The 21,868-nt window shown below is 41.4% G+C and carries 14 protein-coding genes, 1 CRISPR repeat array and 1 riboswitch (1 of these 16 cut by a window edge); of the genes, 13 read left to right on the forward strand and 1 reads right to left on the reverse strand.

The genetic code is table 11. The features are described from left to right. Positions 1-296 precede the first annotated feature (296 nt). The 5 genes from ACWXWT_RS04450 to ACWXWT_RS04470 all read left to right on the forward strand — a co-directional run bounded on the left by ACWXWT_RS04450 (position 297) and on the right by ACWXWT_RS04470 (position 7,587). Positions 297-863: a phosphoribosyltransferase gene (locus ACWXWT_RS04450; protein ID WP_456040409.1), complete on the forward strand. Its 567-nt coding sequence runs from the start codon at positions 297-299 to the stop codon at positions 861-863. A gap of 152 nt (positions 864-1,015) precedes the next feature. Continuing rightward, positions 1,016-2,929 carry a peptidase U32 family protein gene (locus ACWXWT_RS04455; protein ID WP_456040410.1) on the forward strand — a complete coding sequence of 638 codons (1,914 nt, stop codon included), beginning with the start codon at positions 1,016-1,018 and terminating at the stop codon, positions 2,927-2,929. Between the two features lie 180 nt (positions 2,930-3,109). Further along, positions 3,110-3,424 carry a DUF3622 domain-containing protein gene (locus ACWXWT_RS04460; RefSeq protein WP_456040411.1) on the forward strand — a complete coding sequence of 105 codons (315 nt, stop codon included), beginning with the start codon at positions 3,110-3,112 and terminating at the stop codon, positions 3,422-3,424. A 973-nt stretch (positions 3,425-4,397) separates the two neighbouring features. Beyond that, positions 4,398-4,601: riboswitch (cobalamin riboswitch) on the forward strand. Between the two features lie 142 nt (positions 4,602-4,743). Beyond that, positions 4,744-6,729 (forward strand): TonB-dependent receptor, encoded by a 1,986-nt coding sequence (locus tag ACWXWT_RS04465; protein WP_456040412.1) that lies wholly within the window; start codon positions 4,744-4,746, stop codon positions 6,727-6,729. Between the two features lie 117 nt (positions 6,730-6,846). After that, a complete protein-coding gene (locus tag ACWXWT_RS04470) occupies positions 6,847-7,587 on the forward strand; it encodes an HDOD domain-containing protein (protein ID WP_456040444.1) in 741 nt (246 codons plus the stop codon). On the opposite strand, the gene ACWXWT_RS04475 is transcribed toward ACWXWT_RS04470, so the two are convergent. After that, the gene (locus ACWXWT_RS04475; RefSeq protein WP_456040413.1) at positions 7,570-8,472 is read right to left on the reverse strand and encodes a LysR family transcriptional regulator; all 903 of its coding nucleotides are present in this window, start codon (positions 8,470-8,472) and stop codon (positions 7,570-7,572) included. The genes ACWXWT_RS04470 and ACWXWT_RS04475 overlap by 18 nt on opposite strands. Positions 8,473-8,627: 155 nt before the next feature. Here ACWXWT_RS04475 and metE point away from each other — a divergent pair, with 155 nt between their 5' ends. The 8 genes from metE to cas6f all read left to right on the forward strand — a co-directional run bounded on the left by metE (position 8,628) and on the right by cas6f (position 20,721). Continuing rightward, positions 8,628-10,919: a 5-methyltetrahydropteroyltriglutamate--homocysteine S-methyltransferase gene (gene metE, locus ACWXWT_RS04480; RefSeq protein ID WP_456040414.1), complete on the forward strand. Its 2,292-nt coding sequence runs from the start codon at positions 8,628-8,630 to the stop codon at positions 10,917-10,919. 438 nt (positions 10,920-11,357) lie between these two features. Next, positions 11,358-12,179: a WYL domain-containing protein gene (locus ACWXWT_RS04485; protein WP_456040415.1), complete on the forward strand. Its 822-nt coding sequence runs from the start codon at positions 11,358-11,360 to the stop codon at positions 12,177-12,179. A 138-nt stretch (positions 12,180-12,317) separates the two neighbouring features. After that, positions 12,318-13,307, forward strand: a complete 990-nt coding sequence (gene cas1f, locus ACWXWT_RS04490; protein WP_456040416.1) for a type I-F CRISPR-associated endonuclease Cas1f — start codon at positions 12,318-12,320, stop codon at positions 13,305-13,307. Beyond that, positions 13,304-16,714, forward strand: a complete 3,411-nt coding sequence (gene cas3f / locus ACWXWT_RS04495) for a type I-F CRISPR-associated helicase Cas3f (protein WP_456040417.1) — start codon at positions 13,304-13,306, stop codon at positions 16,712-16,714. The genes cas1f and cas3f overlap by 4 nt, the downstream gene beginning before the upstream one ends. Beyond that, positions 16,705-18,054 (forward strand): type I-F CRISPR-associated protein Csy1, encoded by a 1,350-nt coding sequence (gene csy1 / locus ACWXWT_RS04500; RefSeq protein WP_456040418.1) that lies wholly within the window; start codon positions 16,705-16,707, stop codon positions 18,052-18,054. The genes cas3f and csy1 overlap by 10 nt, the downstream gene beginning before the upstream one ends. A gap of 1 nt (position 18,055) precedes the next feature. Beyond that, entirely contained in the window at positions 18,056-19,072 is a 1,017-nt protein-coding gene (gene csy2 / locus ACWXWT_RS04505; protein ID WP_456040419.1) for a type I-F CRISPR-associated protein Csy2, read from the forward strand. 17 nt (positions 19,073-19,089) lie between these two features. Further along, positions 19,090-20,073, forward strand: a complete 984-nt coding sequence (gene csy3 / locus ACWXWT_RS04510) for a type I-F CRISPR-associated protein Csy3 (protein WP_456040420.1) — start codon at positions 19,090-19,092, stop codon at positions 20,071-20,073. A gap of 9 nt (positions 20,074-20,082) precedes the next feature. Next, complete coding sequence (gene cas6f / locus ACWXWT_RS04515; protein ID WP_456040421.1) at positions 20,083-20,721, forward strand: type I-F CRISPR-associated endoribonuclease Cas6/Csy4; 639 nt, start codon at positions 20,083-20,085, stop codon at positions 20,719-20,721. Positions 20,722-20,870: 149 nt separating this feature from the next. Then, a CRISPR array of direct repeats spans positions 20,871-21,868; the repeat unit is 28 nt; unit sequence GTTCACTGCCACACAGGCAGCTCAGAAA (it continues 1,550 nt past the right edge of the window).

Genomic DNA, 21,868 nt, shown 5'->3' on the forward strand with positions numbered 1-21,868 from the left:
GATGCTGGAGGTAGAGTAACGCAGGAGCTTGTTACCGAGGATCACTATTCGCTTCAATCATCTGCCTTGCCTACAGCACTTTGAACTCCCGCTGAAAGATCACATATTTAATAGGATTGGTATAACACGGTAATGGATTGTTTGATATATGCCGCTACAAACGTTGAGATAAGGTTGCTATTTGAATAATGATTTATCTTTTTTATGGGTTTGATCAATTAATTCCTATTCTTACAGGCAAGAAAACGTTATTTGGTATAAAATTCGCCGCAATAAAATAATCGGGGGCTTAACCAATGACTGATAAACTCTATGTTAGTGCGCAACAACTTCTGGAAGATTCATTTAGATTAGCTGCACAAGTATATGACAGTGGCTTTAGACCACAATTTATTGTGGGTATTTGGCGCGGTGGAGCACCTATCGGTATTGCGGTTCAAGAATATTTTGATTTTAAGAAAATTGAAACCGACCATATTGCGGTTAGAACCTCTTCTTATTATGGCATTGGCACAGACAAACAAGATAAAAATATCAAAGTACATGGTTTGCACTACATTATCGAAAATGCCAATGCAGACGATGGTTTGTTAATTGTTGATGACGTATTTGATTCTGGACGAAGTGTTGATGCGCTTATTGGTAAATTAGGCAAGTTTATGCGTTTAAATATGCCAACGGATATCCGTATTGCCTGCCCTTATTACAAGCCCAAAAATACTAAGGTAGATTTAAAACCAGACTATTTTATTCATTCATCTGAAGACTGGCTGGTGTTCCCGCATGAAGTGTCAGGTTTAAACCCACAAGAAATAGCAGAGGGCAAAACCGACTTTAAAAACATTCAAGAGTTGTTTTTATAAGCATTGTTTTTAGCCTGTGTAGGGCTTATTTGTCACGATTTTACTTAGCACTTTGTTCAAAGTTTGCTAAAGTATAGCGCTATGTGAGTGCGCCAACATGATTATGTTGGCGCACTTTTTTATCCGAATCGATGCGAAATTTAGTTAACATTATGGTTTCTGTAGAATTGTTTACCCCAAAAACACCGGTAAAACGCCAACTTGAACTATTAGCCCCTGCTAAAAATGCTGATTATGGCATTGAAGCCATTCGTCATGGCGCTGATGCGGTTTATATTGGTGGGCCTGCCTTTGGCGCTCGTCATAATGCTGGTAACAGTGTTGAAGATATCGCGCGTTTGACAGCCTTTGCCCATCGTTATCATGCACAAGTATTTGTGGCATTAAATACCATTTTAATGGATGACGAATTGGATAAAGCACAGCAGCTTATTTGGCAACTGTATGACGCCGGTGTTGATGCTTTGATTGTTCAAGATATGGGGGTTTTACAGTTAGATTTACCGCCTATTGCATTGCATGCTAGTACCCAAACCGATAACCGCAGCCCAGAAAAAACCGTGTTTTTAGAACAGGTAGGTTTTTCACAAGTGGTGTTAGCCAGAGAACTGAATATTCCACAAATTCGCGATATTGCTGCTAGCACTAAAATGAAGTTGGAGTTCTTTATTCATGGGGCACTATGTGTCAGTTATAGTGGTTTGTGCAATTTAAGCCATGCGTATTCTAATCGTAGTGCTAATCGCGGTGAATGTTCACAGATGTGTCGATTACCGTGTAATTTGACCACACGAGAAGGTGATGTGTTAGCCGAGAATCAGCATTTATTATCCCTTAAAGACAATAACCAAACAGATAATTTAGAAGCGTTAATTGATGCCGGTATCAGCTCGTTTAAAATTGAAGGTCGTTTAAAAGACATTACTTACCTTAAGAATGTTACGGCACATTATCGTCAGCAGTTGGATGCCATTATTGCGAAACGTGATGATCTTGAGTCTATTTCTCATGGTCGTTGTGAGTTTAATTTTACTCCTGATCCTGATAAAAGCTTTAATCGCGGTAAAACAGATTACTTTGTTAACGAACGGACCGAGGCGATTGAGCATTTTAGCTCGCCTAAGTTTATCGGTGAAAAAGTGGGCCGTATTACCCATGTAGGTAAAGATTTTATCAAGATTGATACCAGTGAAAGTGGTAAGGATATTCATTTTAATAATGGCGATGGCTTATGTTTTTTTGTTGATCATTATGAAACTCAACGTTTGTCTGATGATAAGCTCTCGGGGGTGCGCATTAACCGTGCAGATGGCAACACCTTATATTTGACTGAAGTGCCTAAAGACTTAAAAGTCGGTGTGATGATGTTCCGTAACTTTGACCACAAGTTTGAATCGACATTAAACAAAGACTCAGCTAGCCGTAAAATAGCTGTTGATATGCAATTTTTTGATACCGATGATGGCGTAGGATTAACGATTACTGATGTGCATGGTATTAGTGCAACCGTGACCTTAGCTTGCGATAAAAACCCTGCTAATGATCAAGTTAAAACCGCGGAAAATCTGAAAAAGCAACTGAGTAAACTTGGTAGTAGTGATTTTGTATTGAACAAGGTTAATTTACTCACCGAGCAAATGTGGTTTTTACCCGCGTCTGTAGTTAACGAACTTCGCCGTGATGGCGTGAGTACGTTAATGGCGGCTAGGGTGGCTGGTTATCAACGTCCTGAGCGTTGGGTACATGATAAAAATGCCCGTTTTCCGCAAAAAGGGTTAAGTTTTTTATCTAATGTGGCCAACGAAAAAGCCAAATCTTTTTATCATCAGCATGGGGTAATTCAAATTGAAGATACCTATGAGAAAAACACCGTGTTGCATGATGCGCCATTAATGGTGACTAAGCATTGTTTGCGTTACAGTTTTAACTTATGTCCAAAAGAAGTTGAAGGTATTAAAGCCGACCCAATGTTTTTAGATGTGGGTAAAGACAAATTAAAATTGGTGTTTGATTGCCATAAATGCGAAATGATGATTGTTGGTTCAAACCAATTAGTGAAACAATAATGGTGCAGTAGTGAGATTTTATATCTCATTCCTTTTATGGTGTCTGTAGTAAACATTTGTCAAATAAGCTGCAAAAATAACCATTAAATTGCTGCTAAACACGTGTGTTTGGAGTACACTGCGCGCCTGAAATTTCATGGGTTTTAGCCTGTGATACCTTGAAGTAGGAAAGAATAGATTATGAGCGATAGCAAAAAATATAGTTTACGTGTTATTCAAGTTGAAGATACATGGAAAACTGAGATCACTCGTCGCATGACCGCGACTAAAACGGTTGTGTCAAAAAGCCATGATGGTTTTGCATCAGAAGCAGAAGCCATTGCATGGGGCGAACAAGCTCTGCAAGGTTTTTTATCAAAGCAAGCCGACCGTAACAAGCGTAAAACTGAAAAGCATCTTAAGGCTAAAAGTTTAGCTGCTGCGATTGCTGCAGAGTCTGCAGTGGACGAAGATGAGTTGTTTGACGAAGAAGATGACGACGAAACGTTAAACTAACATTTTACCGATGACGTAAATGTTATCGATAAGCGTCAATTTTCATGTGTTCAAGGTAGAACATCGTAAATTGAAATTTATACCAGTCCTTATTGAAGTGTGATCTATTTTAGGCTGCGTCACAGTGCCAAGTACAATTCAAATGACTGCTGGTGTAGCTAGCTACATTAAAGGCATTTGAGGTAGTAATTGGTATTGTGACACAGCCCCGAAGGGCGAATTTATTAGCCCACTCTTCTTTGTTAGTCATTTTTGACGTGAAACAACCATGCCTTCAAAAGACTGCCTCGAATAGCACACTAATAATTTTCGCTAAAAGAGCAAACTTCAATGCGGATTGGTATTAATCAGCTTATCGCTGTCTTGACCAAATAAGGATTCATTTGGATGAGCAAGATTGCTGCCAGTCTTGACTGCTCGGGATATTTTGGAATGTCGTTCCAGATCCCGAGTGGTGTGTTGCTATTCACCCAAGGTTAATAATATTTGCTGACGTTGATAATTCATCAAGCGTTATGATTTCCTGCTACTTTCTCCGTTATCTGTATAGCATCGTGGCTCGCTAATATACGTGGCGACATTAATAACTAGGGCCTGTTGATCTTTGTTGGTTAAGTTTTTAGCCCGAACCCTTCGGGCAGCGTTTATTGGTCATTTTTACTGCATTATCGACTTTTTATGTAGAATAACTACACCACAAAGTCTCTTCTTTGTACAAATGACCAACAATTCGCTGCAAAAACAACCTTGAAAGATCAACAGGTCCTAACCAAGTTGAATTATCTGTTAGTTACTCTTTTGCTAGTATCAAGTTTACCTTGGGATCCGCTATAATCAGCGCGCTATTACTTTATGATATTCTTATTTGCTTAGTCGCCCATCGTTTTGATGACTTTGGTTCGTTTATATAAGCATGATGTGATATCGCAAAATAGACATTCTTGGCAAGGGTTGAACTTGAACTCTTGTTTATTCAATAGTCAATCTTTACGGTGCTTGCTGTGGATTGTGATCTTCAGCAGGATAATCGGGAAACCAGTGTAAATCTGGTACTGCCCCCGCAACGGTGAATGGTAAAAGTCGGATGCGCAATAGCCTTGCGTTAATCATATAGGTTATACCATTGGTATAACACGACAACCTCAGTCCGGAGACCGGCCATAAAGGTGATTTCGATGATTTCGGTGGGCAGATCTCGAAATGTAATGTGATACCGCTTGTCGGCTTATTCTAGTGATTTACTCTCTAGAGGCAGGCTACATTGGTGCTCCATATTGCGGCGTTACTGCCCCATTTTTCCTTTCAGGAGTTAAAGGTAAATGGGTACTAAACCAACTACAATCGCACTTTTATTAAGTGCAATTTTTTGTGCCACTAGCGTTAATGCTATTGCTGCACCCACTTCAATACAATCATCTGCGTCTGATATCACCATGGATGAAACCATAGTGGTCATTGGCCGTACTCAAGCCAATCCATTAAACATTGCTGCCAATGTTAATGTTATTGATGCTGCAGACATTCAAATGAGCGGTGCCACCAATTTAACCGATTTATTACGTGGACAATCTGGTATTCAGGTGTCGGACAATAATTCGGGCAGCGTATTTTCTATGCGTGGTTTTTCTGCATCACAAGCCGTTAATAACACCTTGATATTGGTCGATGGACGTAAATTGAATAATATTGATATTTCTGCGCCAAGGGTTGAGTCGATTCCGATTAATCTAATTGAGCGGGTTGAGATTTTATCGGGCAGTGCAGGGGTATTGTATGGTGACCAAGCCGTTGGCGGTGTTATCAATGTTATTACCAAGGCGCCAACAGAAACCAGTGGTGGCTTACAGGTAAGTGGTGGCAGTTTTGACACCTATGAAGTGAAAGGCGATGTGTCTGGTGCCATTAACGATGCATGGCGATACTTTTTAGCGGCCAGCTATAACGAAAGCGACAATTACCGTGATAATAATGACAATGAAACCAGCTCAATATTAGGTCGCTTGCAATATCAAACTGATACTGAAGATTTTTTTGTTGAAGTGAATTATTTTGATAATGACCTACAAGCGCCTGGTTCGTTAAGCTTAGCGCAATATAAAGATGACCCTCGTCAAGTGGGTTCTTATAATGCAGGTGATTTTAATCATGAAATGACCACAGCACTGCGCAGTGGTTACCAGTACCAGCTAAATAACATTTGGGCGTTGGGTGCAGATTTAACTTACTCAGATTCGTTAACCACCAGTATATCGTTTGGTAGTGCAGGCCGCATTGAACGTGACTTATTGAGTTTTTCTCCTAAAGCAACGGCTAATTACCACTTAGACCAAGGTGATTTAAATGTTGTTGCCGGTATTGATGTGAGCCAAGGTGAAGCGGATTTTGATTTTAGTTATATGCAACGTAATAATAAACAGACACAAAAGAGTGCCTATGTGCAAGCATCGGTACCGATAACGCCAACACTATCTTATGTTGTGGGTGGTCGTTATTCAGAAGTGACTGATGATTTGTTTGATCAAATACTCTATCCAAATCGTATTGAAATTGATAACGACGCCCATGCATTTGAGTTAGGGCTTAATTACCGTCCAAGCAATGAAAATCGTTTTTATGTTCGTGCAAATGATAACTTTCGCTTTGCTAAAGTCGACGAACAGGCTTATACGCCTGTGACAATAATTGGCTTAAACCCTCAAACAGGCCGCTCTTACGAAGCCGGTTGGGATTACACAACAGCGACTCAAACACTCAAAATCAATGCTTACCAGCTTGATTTAGAAGATGAGATTGTTTTGGATACTAGCCGTATTGATGGGCCTGATGGAGTATTTGGCTTTGGGGCTAACGTAAATGCAGACGAATCTCGTCGTTTTGGGGTAAGTACTGCTTATAATGTGCAGTTATCCACGGACTGGCTATTAGGTGCTTCGTACGACTATATTGATGCAGAATTTACTCAGGGCGAAAACGACGGTAAAGCGTTATCTTGGGTGGCAAAGCATTCAGGTAAAGCCTATGTCAGTTATGATTTCTCAGATAGTTGGCAAGCCTTTGTTGAAGGTGTTTACACTGGTGAGCGCTACATGGAAGGTGATAACAGCAACGCTGATGATAAGTTAGACAGTTATGTACTCACCAATCTTGCGCTCAACTATACCTATTTAGGTTGGAACGGTAGTTTACGTATCGACAACTTACTTGATGAAGATTATGTTGGCACCGGTTATTACAATGCGTATGCCAGTGGATATTATTCGGGTACTGGACGTTCAATTAGGCTGACCGCTGGTTACCGTTTTTAACTTAATTGTTTAAGTTCGCTAACTTAAGTAAAGCCAGTAATTTTACTGGCTTTACTTTTAATATATCGTTAAATTATTTTATACCGTGGTTTATTCTGAAAAAGGTGATCAATGAACATGACTAACCTTGAGCAACAAGTTTTTACTCAAGTGCAAGCTATTATAGGCAACGAAGAGCAGGTCATTGGTCGACGTGGAATACTGATTCCGTTAAAGAAAGCCCTTATTAGTGAAGCCGATATCCGAATTATTATTGAGACGGTTTCTGCCGATCCAGCTTTGGCAATGCATTTGTTGTTGCGCAGTAATACCGCGCAAACTGCAGGCATCGTATCGACAAAAAGCCGTAGTGTTAAAGATGCTTTAATCCGTTTAGGACAAGTGAATATTTATCGTTATGCTTTTTCATTTTATTTGAAAGAGCGGCTTGATGAGCTTACCGAGCCTTACAAAAAACTGGTTCAAGGTTATTGGGAATTAAATGAAGCGATTGCGATAGATTGTATAACCATGTTACGCGAAGAGAGTGAAACTGGCGTTGGTACAAAAATTGATGCGGATGAAATGCAAACACTCGCACTATTTAGTGTGTTTGGGCAGGTGATTGCGTTAACGGCTTTTGCTTATTTAAACAATGAATTATCACGACCTGTTTCGTTAAAAGTATTGAAGTCACTGATTGATAAACAACAGCAGCAACTCTCGCTTGAAGCGTTTGAGTCTCTTGGGTTGGATGATGATTTACGCGAAGAGTTTTTAATTGCACATAACTTACGTCAAACACAAAACCCAGATTCTCCAGGGCTTGTGCTTAGACGCGTGCTATCTAAACGAGGTTTGTTAATCAACCCGTTGTAGTTTTATGCCTTCACATGCTACCAGTTCGAGCCATTTTTGGATTAAATTCGCATTGGTGGCGTCGCGGCGATAAGCGCCAAACAATGGACGTTTTAGTCCTTCTGCCCCTAATTTTACCGCAGTAAGGCTCAGCCCCTGACTCTCTTTAATCGACCAAGTTGGCAAGGTTGCTACGCCGTCATTACAGGCGACTCGTTGCAATAACATGGAGGTTAAATCACATTGTTTTTGCTCGCCAGGTTCAATACCAGCAGGCTCTAAAAAGTGTTTGTATATGTCTAAACGTGCTAAAGGTACTGGATAACTAATTAACGTTTGTTTTGCTAATTGTGCAGGCGTTACAAATGCTTGTGCTGCTAGAGCGTTATCACTTGCTACCACTAACTTAACTTCAAAATCAAATAGATGCTGATACGCAACACTGTGCCCTGGTACTGGGTCAGAGGTGAGTACTATGTCTAAACTGCCTGTTTCTAACGCATTGAGTGAATCAAATAAATGACGGCTTGAAATGTCAATTTGAGCTGCTGGCGCATGTTGTTTAAATTGTTCAATGACGGGCATTAACCAACGAAAACAACTGTGGCATTCAATACCGAGCTTAAGTTGTTGGCTTTCACCCTCTAAACCGCGTTTAAGATCTGACTCGGTTGCAATCACTTTCGGTAAAATTTCTTCTGCTAAATTTAGCAAACGAGAACCTTCATGAGTAAAGGTTAATGGTTTACTTTTACGAACAAAAATAGCTGAGTTAATCCGAGTCTCTAACTCTTTTATTTGATGAGAAAGCGCCGACTGGGTTACAAATCGTTTTTTAGCCGCACCCGCTAAACTGCCACTTTCTTTTAACGCCATCAAGGTGCGAAGGTGTCTAAGCTCTATCATTTTCTCTCCACATGAATCTTGCTCAACTAGCCGATGAAATCAATTCGATTGCTTGACAGCAGAGTAACACAATAAACTTCTAGACGTCCAGACGCCTATGTAGCTTTTTTCTACATAAATGGCTATAAATTTTGCTCAACGAAAAGGAAAGTAGTATGAAAATTTCAAGTTTAGGGTTTCCCCGCATAGGACGTCAGCGTGAATTGAAGTTTGCGTTAGAGCGTTATTGGCGCGGTGAAGCAACGTTAACAGAGTTGAAAAATGTTGCCAGTGAATTGAAACGCATTCATTGGCAGTGGCAAGCTGATGCCGGTGTTGAATTAGTGCCAGTAGGGGATTTTGCCTATTATGACCAAGTGTTAACCTTAAGCGCGACGTTAAATGTGATCCCTGATCGTCATCGCGCCCTCCAAGCTGATGGCAGCCCTGCCGCTGTTGATATAGACACTTTATTTCGCGTGGCGCGTGGTCGTTCACAAACTGGGCAGCATGCCTGCGCGGCAGAAATGACCAAGTTTTTTAATACTAACTATCATTATCAAGTGCCAGAATTAAGTGCAGATCAAACATTCGAGATTGCTTTTGAGCAATTGTTTGACGAAGTGACAGAGGCGCAACAATTAGGTCACCAAGCTAAACCAGTGCTGCTCGGCCCGGTCACTTATTTGTATTTATCTAAAAGCCTCACTGAGTTTAATAAGTTATCGTTATTACCGCAGTTACTGGTTGCCTATCAACAAATATTGTCTCGTTTTGCTGCCCAAGGGGTTAGCTGGGTGCAACTTGACGAGCCAGTACTTGCCGCTGATTTAACCGATGAGTGGCAGCAAGCCATTAGCCACAGTTATCAAACCTTAGCGCAACATAAGCCAGCCTCATTAAAGATTTTACTCGCCAGTTATTATGGTTCTATTGCTCACCATCAAACGCTGGTTAGCGCCTTACCCGTTGATGGACTTCATCTTGATTTAGTCACAGCGCCAGAACAACGTGATGCGTTTGTTAATGCACTTTCTCGCCAACAAGTACTCTCAATTGGCGTGATTAACGGCCGTAACGTATGGGCCGCAGATGTTGATGTGATAGCAAAGCAAGTAACTGACTTAGCGGCGACCTTAGGCGACCGTTTGTGGATAGCGCCTTCGTGTTCGTTGTTGCATTGCCCTGTTGATGTAGAGGTAGAAACCCAATTAATTAACCCATTACTTGGTCAGTTAGCTTTTGCAAAACAGAAGTTATTTGAACTTAATGAAATTCATCAACTTGTTGTTGAGCAAGACTGTGCAGCCAATCGAGTCATTATTGAGCGTTGCCAGCAACGCCGCTTAGCAAAAGCATTGGCCGCAGACCAACAAGTGCTTCAACGTGTGTCACAGTTAACCACCGCTGATTTTAATCGCAACAGCCCATTTGCCAACCGTATCATTGCTCAGCAACAAAAGTTAGCGCTGCCGTTATTGCCTACAACGACCATAGGTTCTTTCCCGCAAACGCCAGCAATTCGCGGGTTACGCAGTCGCTGGCGTAAAGGTGAAATTAATGACCGTGATTACCGATTACAGCTTGAGCAAGTTACCCAAGATACTATTTCTCGTCAACTTAAGTTGGGTATCGACGTGTTGGTACACGGCGAAGCTGAGCGTAATGACATGGTAGAGTATTTTGGTGAACAATTAGAGGGCGTTGGGTTTACGCAATTTGGTTGGGTGCAAAGTTATGGTTCTCGTTGTGTTAAGCCGCCGTTAATTTATGGCGATGTATCTCGCCCTAAACCCATGACAGTCGATTGGGCCACCTATGCGCAAAGCCTAACCGACAAGCCCGTTAAAGGCATGCTAACGGGTCCAGTGACTATTTTACATTGGTCGTTTGCCCGTGAAGATATTCCACGTCAAGACATAGCCAACCAACTTGCGTTAGCGGTCCGTGACGAAGTGGTTGATTTAGAAAAAGCAGGCATTGGTATTATTCAAATTGATGAACCCGCATTTCGTGAAGGTTTACCGATTAAACAAAGCCAATGGGCGGATTACTTAACTTGGGCGGTGGATGCGTTTAAGTTATCGGCGGCAGGTGTTGACGATGCGACCCAAATCCATACCCACATGTGTTACAGCGAGTTTAATGACACCATTAATGCCATAGCGGCAATGGATGCAGATGTTATCACTATTGAAACTTCGCGTTCGCGCATGGAGCTACTGAACGCTTTTGAAGACTTTCATTACCCTAATGAAATTGGTCCAGGAGTGTATGATATTCATTCGCCAAATACCCCAACCGTTGATGAAATGGTCGACTTAATCACTAAAGCGGCGCAAAAAGTGCCGGTAAAACAGCTATGGGTTAATCCGGACTGTGGTTTAAAAACCCGTACTTGGGATGAGGTTGAGCCAGCACTGCGTAATATGATTGAAGCCACTAAAGTGCTTCGCCGTCGGTTTTAATCGATAGGGTGAATCCATTAAAGGTTGCCGAGTTTTGTTGCTTAGCAACGATTATAAGCGGCGTGATATTGAGCCGTAAATTGCCCTATTGTTGACGACATTGAAGTTGAATATGTGCCGTTAACAATAGGAGCGATGATGAGTGATACTTATAAGGCCATTGAACTGGTCGGTTGATCACCGATCAGTTCAGACGAAGCGGCCAAACATGCGATTGCAGAAGCCTGCAATAGTTTACAATATTGTGCAGGTTTCACGTTACCGAAACTCATGACCATTTAAAAGTGGCTATTAACGTGGGCTTTGCCTTGGATATCTAGTTTCTTGTATGTTGAGTCATTGAAATACTGCGTTTATTTTCATTTGCTGAATAATATCATTGACTTATGTTCGAAAAACATTTATAAGCACACAAGGCTTACAAGATTAGTGAACAAGATGGCAAAGGATTTGTCTCGTAAACGCTTCTTATTTATCGAAATGCTGGCATGGTGGCAAGGCTGCATAAATAACAAACAGCTTATGCAGCAATTTGATATTAGTCGCCAACAAGCCTACAACGACTTCAAACAATATTTACTTCAACATCCTGGTAATCTGCTTAAAACAGAACAAGGGTATGTACCTGCAAAAGTGTTTTTTCCTCATTACATTTCTGGGGGACTCAGTCAGTTTCTGCACTGGTATGAAACCCGAACAATTCTCAATAAAACTTATCAATCGCCTCGCGTGGCACATGTATCTATACCTGATCGCATCGTATCTGTGCAAATAATACGATTACTCGTTGTCGCCATGGAACAACAAAAGCGCATAGACGTTCAATATGTGTCGTTATCTCATCCCGAAAACGATGGCCGAATTTTTCATCCCCATACTTTTGTCAATACAGGATTACGCTGGCATGTAAGAGGTTATTGTGAAAAGTCACAAGCATACAGAGACTTAGTTATTAGCCGTTTTAAAGGCGATGCTGAACTACTCGGCAAATCAGCACACCCTGTAACCCAAGACGATGCTTGGCAAACAATTATCCCAATCGTTTTGCAACCAGACTACCGTTTAACTGACGAACAAAAATGGGTCCTTGGCAATGACTTTACTCTTACTGATGGTCAATTGATTATTAAAACTCGGGCTGCGTTAGCTAACTATGTACTGCGTGAAATGCAAATAAATATCAAAATGCTAGATGGTACACCAGAGGCCCAACAATGGGTGCTTGTAAACCAAGATGACATCAAACAGTGGCTATTTTAATTCTGGCATCAATAATCGCAGCAAAAACACACTAGTCACTTAGCCAACTGTAAACTAACTTTACCTGTCTAAAAAAACAGTATAGATGCGCAAATAATAAACGGTATACAGTGCAACGACTTAGCACACGAGGTGAATATGGACGATCTAAGCCCATCAGATTTAAAAACCATTTTGCATTCTAAACGTGCAAATATGTATTACTTGGAGTACTGCCGAGTTATGCAAAAAGATGGCCGGGTGTTGTATCTCACCGAAGCTAAAAATGAGAACCAATATTTTAATATTCCCATCGCCAACACTACAGTTTTACTACTAGGCAACGGCACCTCAATTACTCAAGCCGCTATGCGAATGTTGGCACAGGCAGGAGTCTTAGTCGGTTTTGCCGGTGGCGGTGGAACCCCACTGCATATGGCGTGTGAGGTAGAATGGTTTACTCCGCAAAGTGAGTATCGACCTACTGAATATTTACATGGCTGGATGCAATTTTGGTTTGATGACGAAAAGCGGCTTGCAACAGCAAAGGCTTTCCAACAAGCGCGTATAAGTTACTTAGAAAAAGTATGGCAAAATGATCGCGATCTTAAAGCTGATGGCTTTAACTTCAACAATAAGCAAATACAAAGCGCTTTAGCGGTATTTCACAGTCGAACAGATACTGCCAAAAAGCAATCGGATCTGCTGTTAACTGAAGCGCAGCTTACTAAGGCTCTGTATAAATTTGCCGCCAATAATACCAACACTGTCGATTTTACCCGCCAACATCAGCCCGCAAAAGACAGTACCAATAGAGCCAATGATTTTTTAAACCACGGCAATTACCTCGCTTATGGTTTAGCTGCCAGTTGCTTATGGGTATTGGGCATACCTCACGGCTTTGCGTTAATGCACGGTAAAACCCGTCGTGGTGCTTTGGTATTTGATGTCGCCGACCTAATAAAAGATGCGCTGGTATTACCTTGGGCATTTATTTGCGCCAAAGAAAACGCCACCGAACAAGAATTTCGTCAACAAGTATTACAAGCTTTTACGGATCATAAAGCCCTTGAATTTATGTTTAATACCGTTAAGCAAAATGCGTTACAAACTCATCCCCTAGAACGCATAGAGGCACAAAATCTATGATGGTCACTTTTGTCTCGCAATGTGAAAAAAATGCCTTAGCCAAAACCCGTAGAGTACTGGATGCCTTTGCCAACCGCATTGGCGACAATACCTGGCAAACGTTAATCACAGATGATGGCCTCAACACAGTGAAAAAAATGCTGCGTAAAACCGCCAGTCGCAGCACTGCTGTGAGCTGTCATTGGATTAGAAGCCGTTCACGAAGCCAATTATTATGGATAGTAGGGAATCGATTTAAATTTAATGAGCAAGGCGTAGTGCCAGTAAATACAACGTCACTTAATTTAGAGCACAAAGAATGGGAGCAAGGTTGGTATTTGAATGAGATTGTGGTCTTAGCATCAAGTATTGCAGGACTCTTTCATGATTTCGGTAAAGCTAACGATCTGTTTCAACAAAAGTTAAAAGGGTTAACCGCTTCACAAGGTGAGCCTTATCGTCATGAGTGGATATCACTGCGTTTATTTGAAGCTTTTGCCAAAAGAAAGTCTGACCATGATTGGTTAAATCAACTCGAGGAGGTTTATAACCTTGATCAAGGTGCTGTAGTTGAAAAACAGGTATTGAATTGCCTTTTTATTGATGGAAAAGAAAAACAAAACCCGTTCGAAGAGCTAGCTCCATTTGCCAAGTTAGTTGCGTGGTTAATTGTGTCGCATCATCGCTTGCCTATGTCTAATGCTGATGCTGTTTACATTCAAGAAATTGAGAAGTGGCTGTCAAAATGTTTTGACTGTCATTGGAACTCACCCAATGCGATAGAACTTTCAAAGTACGATGCAAAAACCATTAAGGATAATTGGCGCTTTACTCATGGAACGCCATTTTTAAGCAAACCTTGGCAACATAAAGCGAGCCGATTAGCTAAGCGGGCTTTAAATACCCCATTATTATTTGCTGAAGAAATACAGTGGTTTGAACAACGCTTTGTCAGCCATATGGCAAGGCTATCATTGATGTTAGCTGACCATTACTACTCTTCTTTGCCAATTGAAAAGTCAAAATCGGCATGGCGAGATCAGCAATACAAGGCCATTGCTAATACTGATAGGCTGAATGCAAAGCAAGCTAGCCATAAGTCAAAACAGCAGCTTGATGAACATAATATTGGTGTTGCATCGAATGCGCAGCGATTTGCGCATAATTTGCCGGCGCTTAAATACACCTTGCCTTCAATAACCCAGCATAAATTATTCACTAAACGCGCTGAAGATCAAAAATATCAATGGCAAGATAAGGCATTTTCTTATGCGAAGGCAATTGCAAAAGCTTCTGAAAAACAAGGCTTCTTTGGTGTCAATATGGCATCCACTGGGTGTGGTAAAACCATCGCTAATGCTCGCATTATGTATGGACTTGCAGATGAAAGAGAAGGCTGTCGATTTTCAGTCGCATTAGGTTTGCGCACGCTCACTTTACAAACGGGTGATGCATACCGTGAGTTATTGAAGCTCGGTGATGACGAATTAGCGGTGTTAATTGGTTCGCAGGCGGTTAAGACATTACACCAAATTAATAAAGAACCAGACAGAATAAACTCAGGAAGTGAATCAGCAGATGAACTATTTGAGCAATTATTTGTAAGTTACGCTGGTCAAATTTACGATGGCCGTCTAAAGCATTGGCTTAGCACGAGTCCAAAGCTAGAGCAGCTAATTAGTGCTCCGGTATTAGTGAGTACCATAGATCATTTAATGCCAGCGACTGAGAGCAAGCGTGGCGGCAAACAAATTGCGCCTATGTTGCGTTTGTTGACGTCTGATCTAGTGCTCGATGAACCCGATGACTTTGGTCTAGAAGATCTACCAGCATTATGCCGTTTAGTGAATTGGGCGGGAATGTTGGGTTCAAGGGTGCTGCTTTCTTCTGCTACCTTACCGCCTTCATTAATCAAAGCCTTATTTGATGCATATTCTGCTGGGCGCAAACATTTCAACCAAGCGCAATTTCCCCAAGGGAAACAACAGCCTGTTTGGTGTGCATGGTTTGATGAGTTTAACAGTAAAACAATCGAAATAGTGAATACAGGGGATTACATCCAAACCCATAAAGCCTTTGTGAAAAAACGAGTTAAACGCTTAACCGATGAAAGCAAAGCATTGCGAAAAGGGGAAGTCATCAATGTTAAACCTGTCGATTTAATATGCCCCGATGGAAGTGCTGCTTCAGGTGAATATATAAATACTGCGCACACCATTTTTGAGGGTATGCACCAACTCCATGGTGCACATCATGTGACGCATCCATCGGGGAAAAAAGTCTCATTAGGCGTGGTTAGAATGGCCAACATTAACCCTATGATTGAAGTGACTAAATACTTAGTCAATATGCCACCTCATCAAGATCACCATATTCACTTTTGTGTTTATCATTCGCAATTGCCATTGGCATTACGTTCATTTAAAGAAAGCCGTCTAGATAAAGCGCTTAGCCGCCATGATGATAAGCAGTTATGGCAACAAGCCGAAATTCACCAAGCCTTACAAAATAGCGATGTAAGTAATCATATTTTTGTTGTGATTGGCACGTCTGTGGTTGAAGTGGGGCGAGATCATGACTATGACTGGGCGATAGCCGAACCTAGCTCAATGCGATCTATTATTCAATTAGCTGGGCGAGTGCAGCGTCATCGGCAACAAGTACCTAAAACGAGTAACGTGCTTGTTCTAAATAAAAATATCCGCGCATTAAAAAATGAAATGCCCGCCTATTGCAAACCAGGATTTGAAAGCAAAGCGCTGCCCTTAGCATTTCATGATCTTAACGATCTCATCACCACCGAATTGGGTCATATTTCAGCAATTTCTCGGGTGGAAGAACCTGAATTTCGTTCTAGTGACTTTGAAGTGCAACAACAATTGGGGCCAGCAAACGCAGTTGCTAACTTTATGGTTCAAGAGCATCGCGCAATGCGTTTTCATTTAGAGAAAACTGGAGGCGATAAATACATTGATAAGTTTTACCGTAATTTCAAAGAAGCCAATATTTGGTGGGATCAACATACCGCTGAGCATGCCAGTTGGAATGCCGAGTTCATTCGCCAAACAGAATTTCGAAAATCACAAATGCAAGAAGCCTTTGTCTTGCGGTTGAATGAAGACGATGAACTTACATGGTGTCAGTTAGATACTAGCAGCAAACCTTACATCTATACCCCAAAGAATACGCGTTTTAATACAGAAAATATCCCGTTAGCTCAAGGCTGCTTCTGGTGGTTTGCAGTCACTACAGAGGGTATTTATCAATATTTCGCAGATGCGCTTAACTGCAGTGCCCAAAAAGCCAGTGAGCAATTAGGGGAAATCAATTTACGAGCAGAGAAAGATGAACAAGTGATCTCCTGGACATGGAATCAACAATTAGGTGTTTATGAACAATTAAAAACTAAGGAAAGCCAATGGAATTGACTTTAAGTGATGCGATTGCCGATTATATTGAGCAACGCAAACAAACCAAGCTAGAGCTGCTGCAAAAAGCACGGGACAAATTACTTGCAAATAGTGATGATCCTACCCAAATAAGTATTGCTACAGCACAATATAATGAAGCAGCAGCGCCAATTGAGGAAAAGTTTAATTTAGTTAACTGGCTAACTTCTGCGTCTCGACGAGCCTGGCAAATCAGTTTGTCAACTCATGCGCCTAAATATACCCATGGCGATTCGAAGGCGAGTAGTATTTTGGCTAATTCAGATGTGCTTTCTGATTCTTATTTGGTTACTTCATCACTGAAAAATATGCAGCTAGATTTTGCAGGCAATTCGGCAATCTTTGACGTTGCTTCATTATTAAAAATCACCGTCAATAACGAGAGTTTGATTACCCAGTTACAAGATAAGCATATCGACGCCTTAAAAGCATTTACTAATGACAAGATATTACTCAGTGAATGGCAGGCTGGCTTTGAAAAAGCATTGGGTGATGAAAAGTTATCTGGCCATACACTCACTAAACAGCTTTATTATCCGATCAACGCAGATACGACAAGTGAACCGCAATATCATTTATTGTGCCCACTATTTTCATCATCTCTTGCGCATGAGTTACATACACAAGTCACAAAAACGCGTTTTGGTGAAGCCAAAGAAATACGCGATGCGCGTAAAAAAGGCCATTTTCATACTGAATTGGCCGAGAGCTTTCCTGCTACCGCGGTGCAAAATTTTGGTGGTTCGAAACCGCAAAATATCTCGCAGCTAAACAGCGAACGTTATGGTCAAAGTTTCTTACTAAATTGTGCCCCACCAACTTATCAAGCACAGAGTAAGTCCCCCTTAACCAGTACATCAGTTTTCAACCGTGAATTTAGTTTTAAAACCTCTGCGCTTATTCGTGAGTTTAAAGCCTTCTTAGCAGGGCTTACAACTCAAGATAAACACTTCAAAAATCGCTATAAACGTGACTATACCTTTGTGCAGCCGCTACTTGAGTGCTTATTTAATCATGTCGTGCAAATTCAAAACTTAACTGAGCATGCTGGTTGGTCAAATGATCCAAATTGCCAAATGAAGCATCAACATGCACTTTGGTTGGATGTTTACAACCCAAATCAAGGGTTTCAAACAGAGCGTGATAAAGGTGATTGGTTAGATGTCATAGCGCATGACTTTTCACTTTGGCTTTTGCGCAAGCTTGAAAATAAACAGCATTATGTGCTGGGCGATGTGGAGCAAAAGTACTTTAAAAAGCTTTGTCTTCACGAATTAAAAGCTTTTGAACGCCACACGCCAAAGCTTGGAGAATATTAATATGCAGCAATATATTTTACTTAAAAAGCTCAACATTCAAAATGCTAACGCCATTGCTGGCTTAACGTATGGTTTCCCTGCGATTACAAATTTTTTAGGTTTTGTCCATGCGTTGTCACGTAAATTACCTGAACAGTTGGAGGTGAAACTTGGTGGTGTGGCGGTTATTAGTCATAAAAATATCGTCCATGCCCGTCAGCCCAAAGGGTGGGGGGATTATGTTTTTGCCCTAAGTCGCAACCCATTAACCCAAAAAGGCACTACCGCGCCGATTAATGAAGAAGGGCGCATGAGTATGCAAATATCTTTATTGATTGAAGTTGAAGGATTAACGGCAGGGGATAGGGCAAGCGAACAAGCTTTAAAAGAGCAAATACAGCGTACTATTGTGACAATGCGCCTAGCGGGTGGACAGATCACTGATTTTGATAGTTGTGAAGTGTTGAATGACGAGCAGTCACAACAAAAAGCGCTGCGCCGATTAATGCCTGGGTTTGTATTACTCGATAGAAGTGGTTACCTCGAAACGCATTTTATTAGGTTAAAAAACAACCAGCAAGATGCCAGCATGTTTGATGCATGGTGCGATTTTGCAAAATTAAAATTCCAAGCAACGCCACTTGAAAATCAACAGCTAGAAATTGAACAAGCCGGCACAAACGAAAATGATGAAGAAAGCAGAAAAATAAAAGCCACATGGGATTACTTACCTAAGCCTGAGCCTGGTTATTTGGTGCCAATAGCGGCAGGTTATTACGCGATCTCTGAGCTTTATCCTGCTGGTGGTGTAAGCAATGTGCGGGATACTAGTGTCCCAGTGGCATTTGCAGAAACCGCTTATAGCGTTGGCGAATGGCAGAGTGTGCACAGATTAAAAGAGATTAATGCTGGTATATGGCGATATACCTATCAACATCCGTGGTATTTGGCTAAAACCCAATCAACTATTAACCCTATTTTAGAACCCGATACGGAAACGCTTGCAAGCGACGCTGTATTTGACCCTGACTTTTTATAAGAAACGGAGATTTAATCATGGCAGATGTAAAACTTAAAACCCCTTCAGTATTAGCTTTTGAAGCAAAGTTAATCCCGTCAGATGGAATAATGTTTGCAGGTAATTTTAATGAGAACACCTGGCACCCTATTATGGTGGGTGAGAAGGCAGTAAGAGGCACCATTTCTAACAGACTTAAAGCGGCGACAGCGAATGACCCAGCAAAGCTTGATGCTGAAGTATCAAAAGCAAATTTACAAACGGTTGATATTGCAGCATTACCACACAACACAGATACCTTAAAGTTAGTCTTTACCCTTCGTGTATTAAGTAACTTACACGTCCCTTCAACCTGTAACGACCCCGCTTATCAAAGCGCATTAGCAGAAAAGGTCAAGCAATATCAAAGTGCCACGGAGTTTAAAGAACTCGCAAAACGTTATGCCCATAATATTGCTAACGGCCGTTTTTTATGGCGCAACCGTGTTGGTGCTGAAACCGTTAAAATTGTAGTAACAGCAGCGAACAAACAGTTTGTCTTTAACAGCTATGACTTTAGTTTACGAGACTTTGAAGATAACCCTCAAATTAATGAGTTAGCTCAAATTATCCAGCTGGGCCTGATTGAGCAACATGCCTTTATTAAAGTGGAAGCTTATAGCCAATTAGGACAAGGGCAAGCAGTTTATCCATCTCAAGAGCTCGTCATGGGGGGCGGTAAAGGGGATAAGAGTAAGTTTTTGTATCAATTAGATGGTCAAGCCGCCATGCATTCACAGAAAATTGGTAATGCGCTGCGAACAATTGATACTTGGCATCCTGAAGCGGCTGAAATTGGTGCCATTGCCATTGAACCCTACGGTTCAGTTACCAATCGTGGGGCTGCTTACCGTCAGCCTAAAGAAAGCATGGACTTTTATAAGTTACTCGATGGTTGGATGCTCAAAGGAAAAGAACCAGCGCTTGAGCAACAGCATTACATTATGGCGATGTTAATTCGCGGTGGTGTATTTGGCGAATAAGGAAAACCCATGAACTACTACCAAGAAATAACCTTATTACCCGATGTTGAAATTCCCCTTGGGTTTATTTGGCAAAACGTGTTTCAGCAAGTGCATATAGCTCTGGTTGAAAATAAGATTAGCCCCAACCAATCAGCTATTGCGGTGGGGTTTCCTGACTATAAACAAGGGAGTTTCCCACTAGGAAGCAAACTGCGTTTGTTTGCACAAGAACAATCGCAACTTGAAAAGTTGGCTATTGCTGACTGGCTAACTCGTTTTAAAGATTATGCCCACATTAAAGGCATTAAACCAGTGCCAGCAGAGGCGACGTTTGTGTCTTTTACACGTAAGCATATAAAGTCGGCCGAGCGTATTGATCGGGAAATGCAACAAAAAGCTCAGCGTTGGGCAACCAAAAGTGGTACGCCTTTAAATGAGTGTTTAACGGAGCTTGAAAAGACCAAACCCTCAGGTCAGAGCAAGCTACCGTTTATCTTTTTACATAGCCAAGAAACCAAACGCCGATCGCCCGATGAAAATAGTAAGTTCCCTTTGTTTATTAACAGAATAGAAGTCGACGGTAAGCAAAATGGTATTTTTGACTGTTATGGACTCAGCGCTAAGTTAAATAGTAAAGAAAGCTTGGGGTGCGTGCCTCAGTTTTAACTCATAAAGGTTGATGTTTACCCTTTATTTTTGCTCTTTAAAAATTAAATTACAAAACAATAAGTTACAGCAAGGCTTTTTTATAAGGTTAAAACATGATTGTTAACCTAACAACTTGTTGTAACTTATTTTTATGCTGGTATTCTATTGTTCACTGCCACACAGGCAGCTCAGAAATCTGAATAATCTAAAAAGCTACGCTCTTCATAGTTCACTGCCACACAGGCAGCTCAGAAAAGTGGGCGCAAGTGTCTACATCATCATTACCTGTTCACTGCCACACAGGCAGCTCAGAAATCTTCACGAGTTTTATCAGAAAGAGTTTTTGAGTTCACTGCCACACAGGCAGCTCAGAAAGTAGGAGTTTGGCCGCTAATAGGATCTGTATAGTTCACTGCCACACAGGCAGCTCAGAAATATCGGCCTAGGCAGTAAATCCCTTTGCTGGAGTTCACTGCCACACAGGCAGCTCAGAAATTATTAAAAACTGCAAACCGCTTCTTGATAAAGTTCACTGCCACACAGGCAGCTCAGAAAGTCATACGCACAGTTTCTAATGTCTGTATTGTGTTCACTGCCACACAGGCAGCTCAGAAAGTCCAGATTAATCATTGCTGTAGAAGCAGGAAGTTCACTGCCACACAGGCAGCTCAGAAACTAAATTATTATCGACATAGAAAGCATATATAGTTCACTGCCACACAGGCAGCTCAGAAAAATAGCCGCACAGCCATCCACGTTACCAATCAGTTCACTGCCACACAGGCAGCTCAGAAAAACTGTAAAATTACGCATAGGGCCGTTTATTTGTTCACTGCCACACAGGCAGCTCAGAAAATAATTTACACCTCTATCTGATAGTGTGGCATGTTCACTGCCACACAGGCAGCTCAGAAAAAAGAAGCAGCAATAGCACACGCTAAGGCGATGTTCACTGCCACACAGGCAGCTCAGAAATGACCCTGTAAAGCAGGCTGAGGAGCAAAGAAGTTCACTGCCACACAGGCAGCTCAGAAAGACGATGCATGAAGATATGTGGCCGATATACTGTTCACTGCCACACAGGCAGCTCAGAAATAAGTGTTGATGGTGACGGAGAGAGTGCAGTTGTTCACTGCCACACAGGCAGCTCAGAAAACATCTTTAC

This window comes from Shewanella sp. A22 (assembly GCF_053850585.1).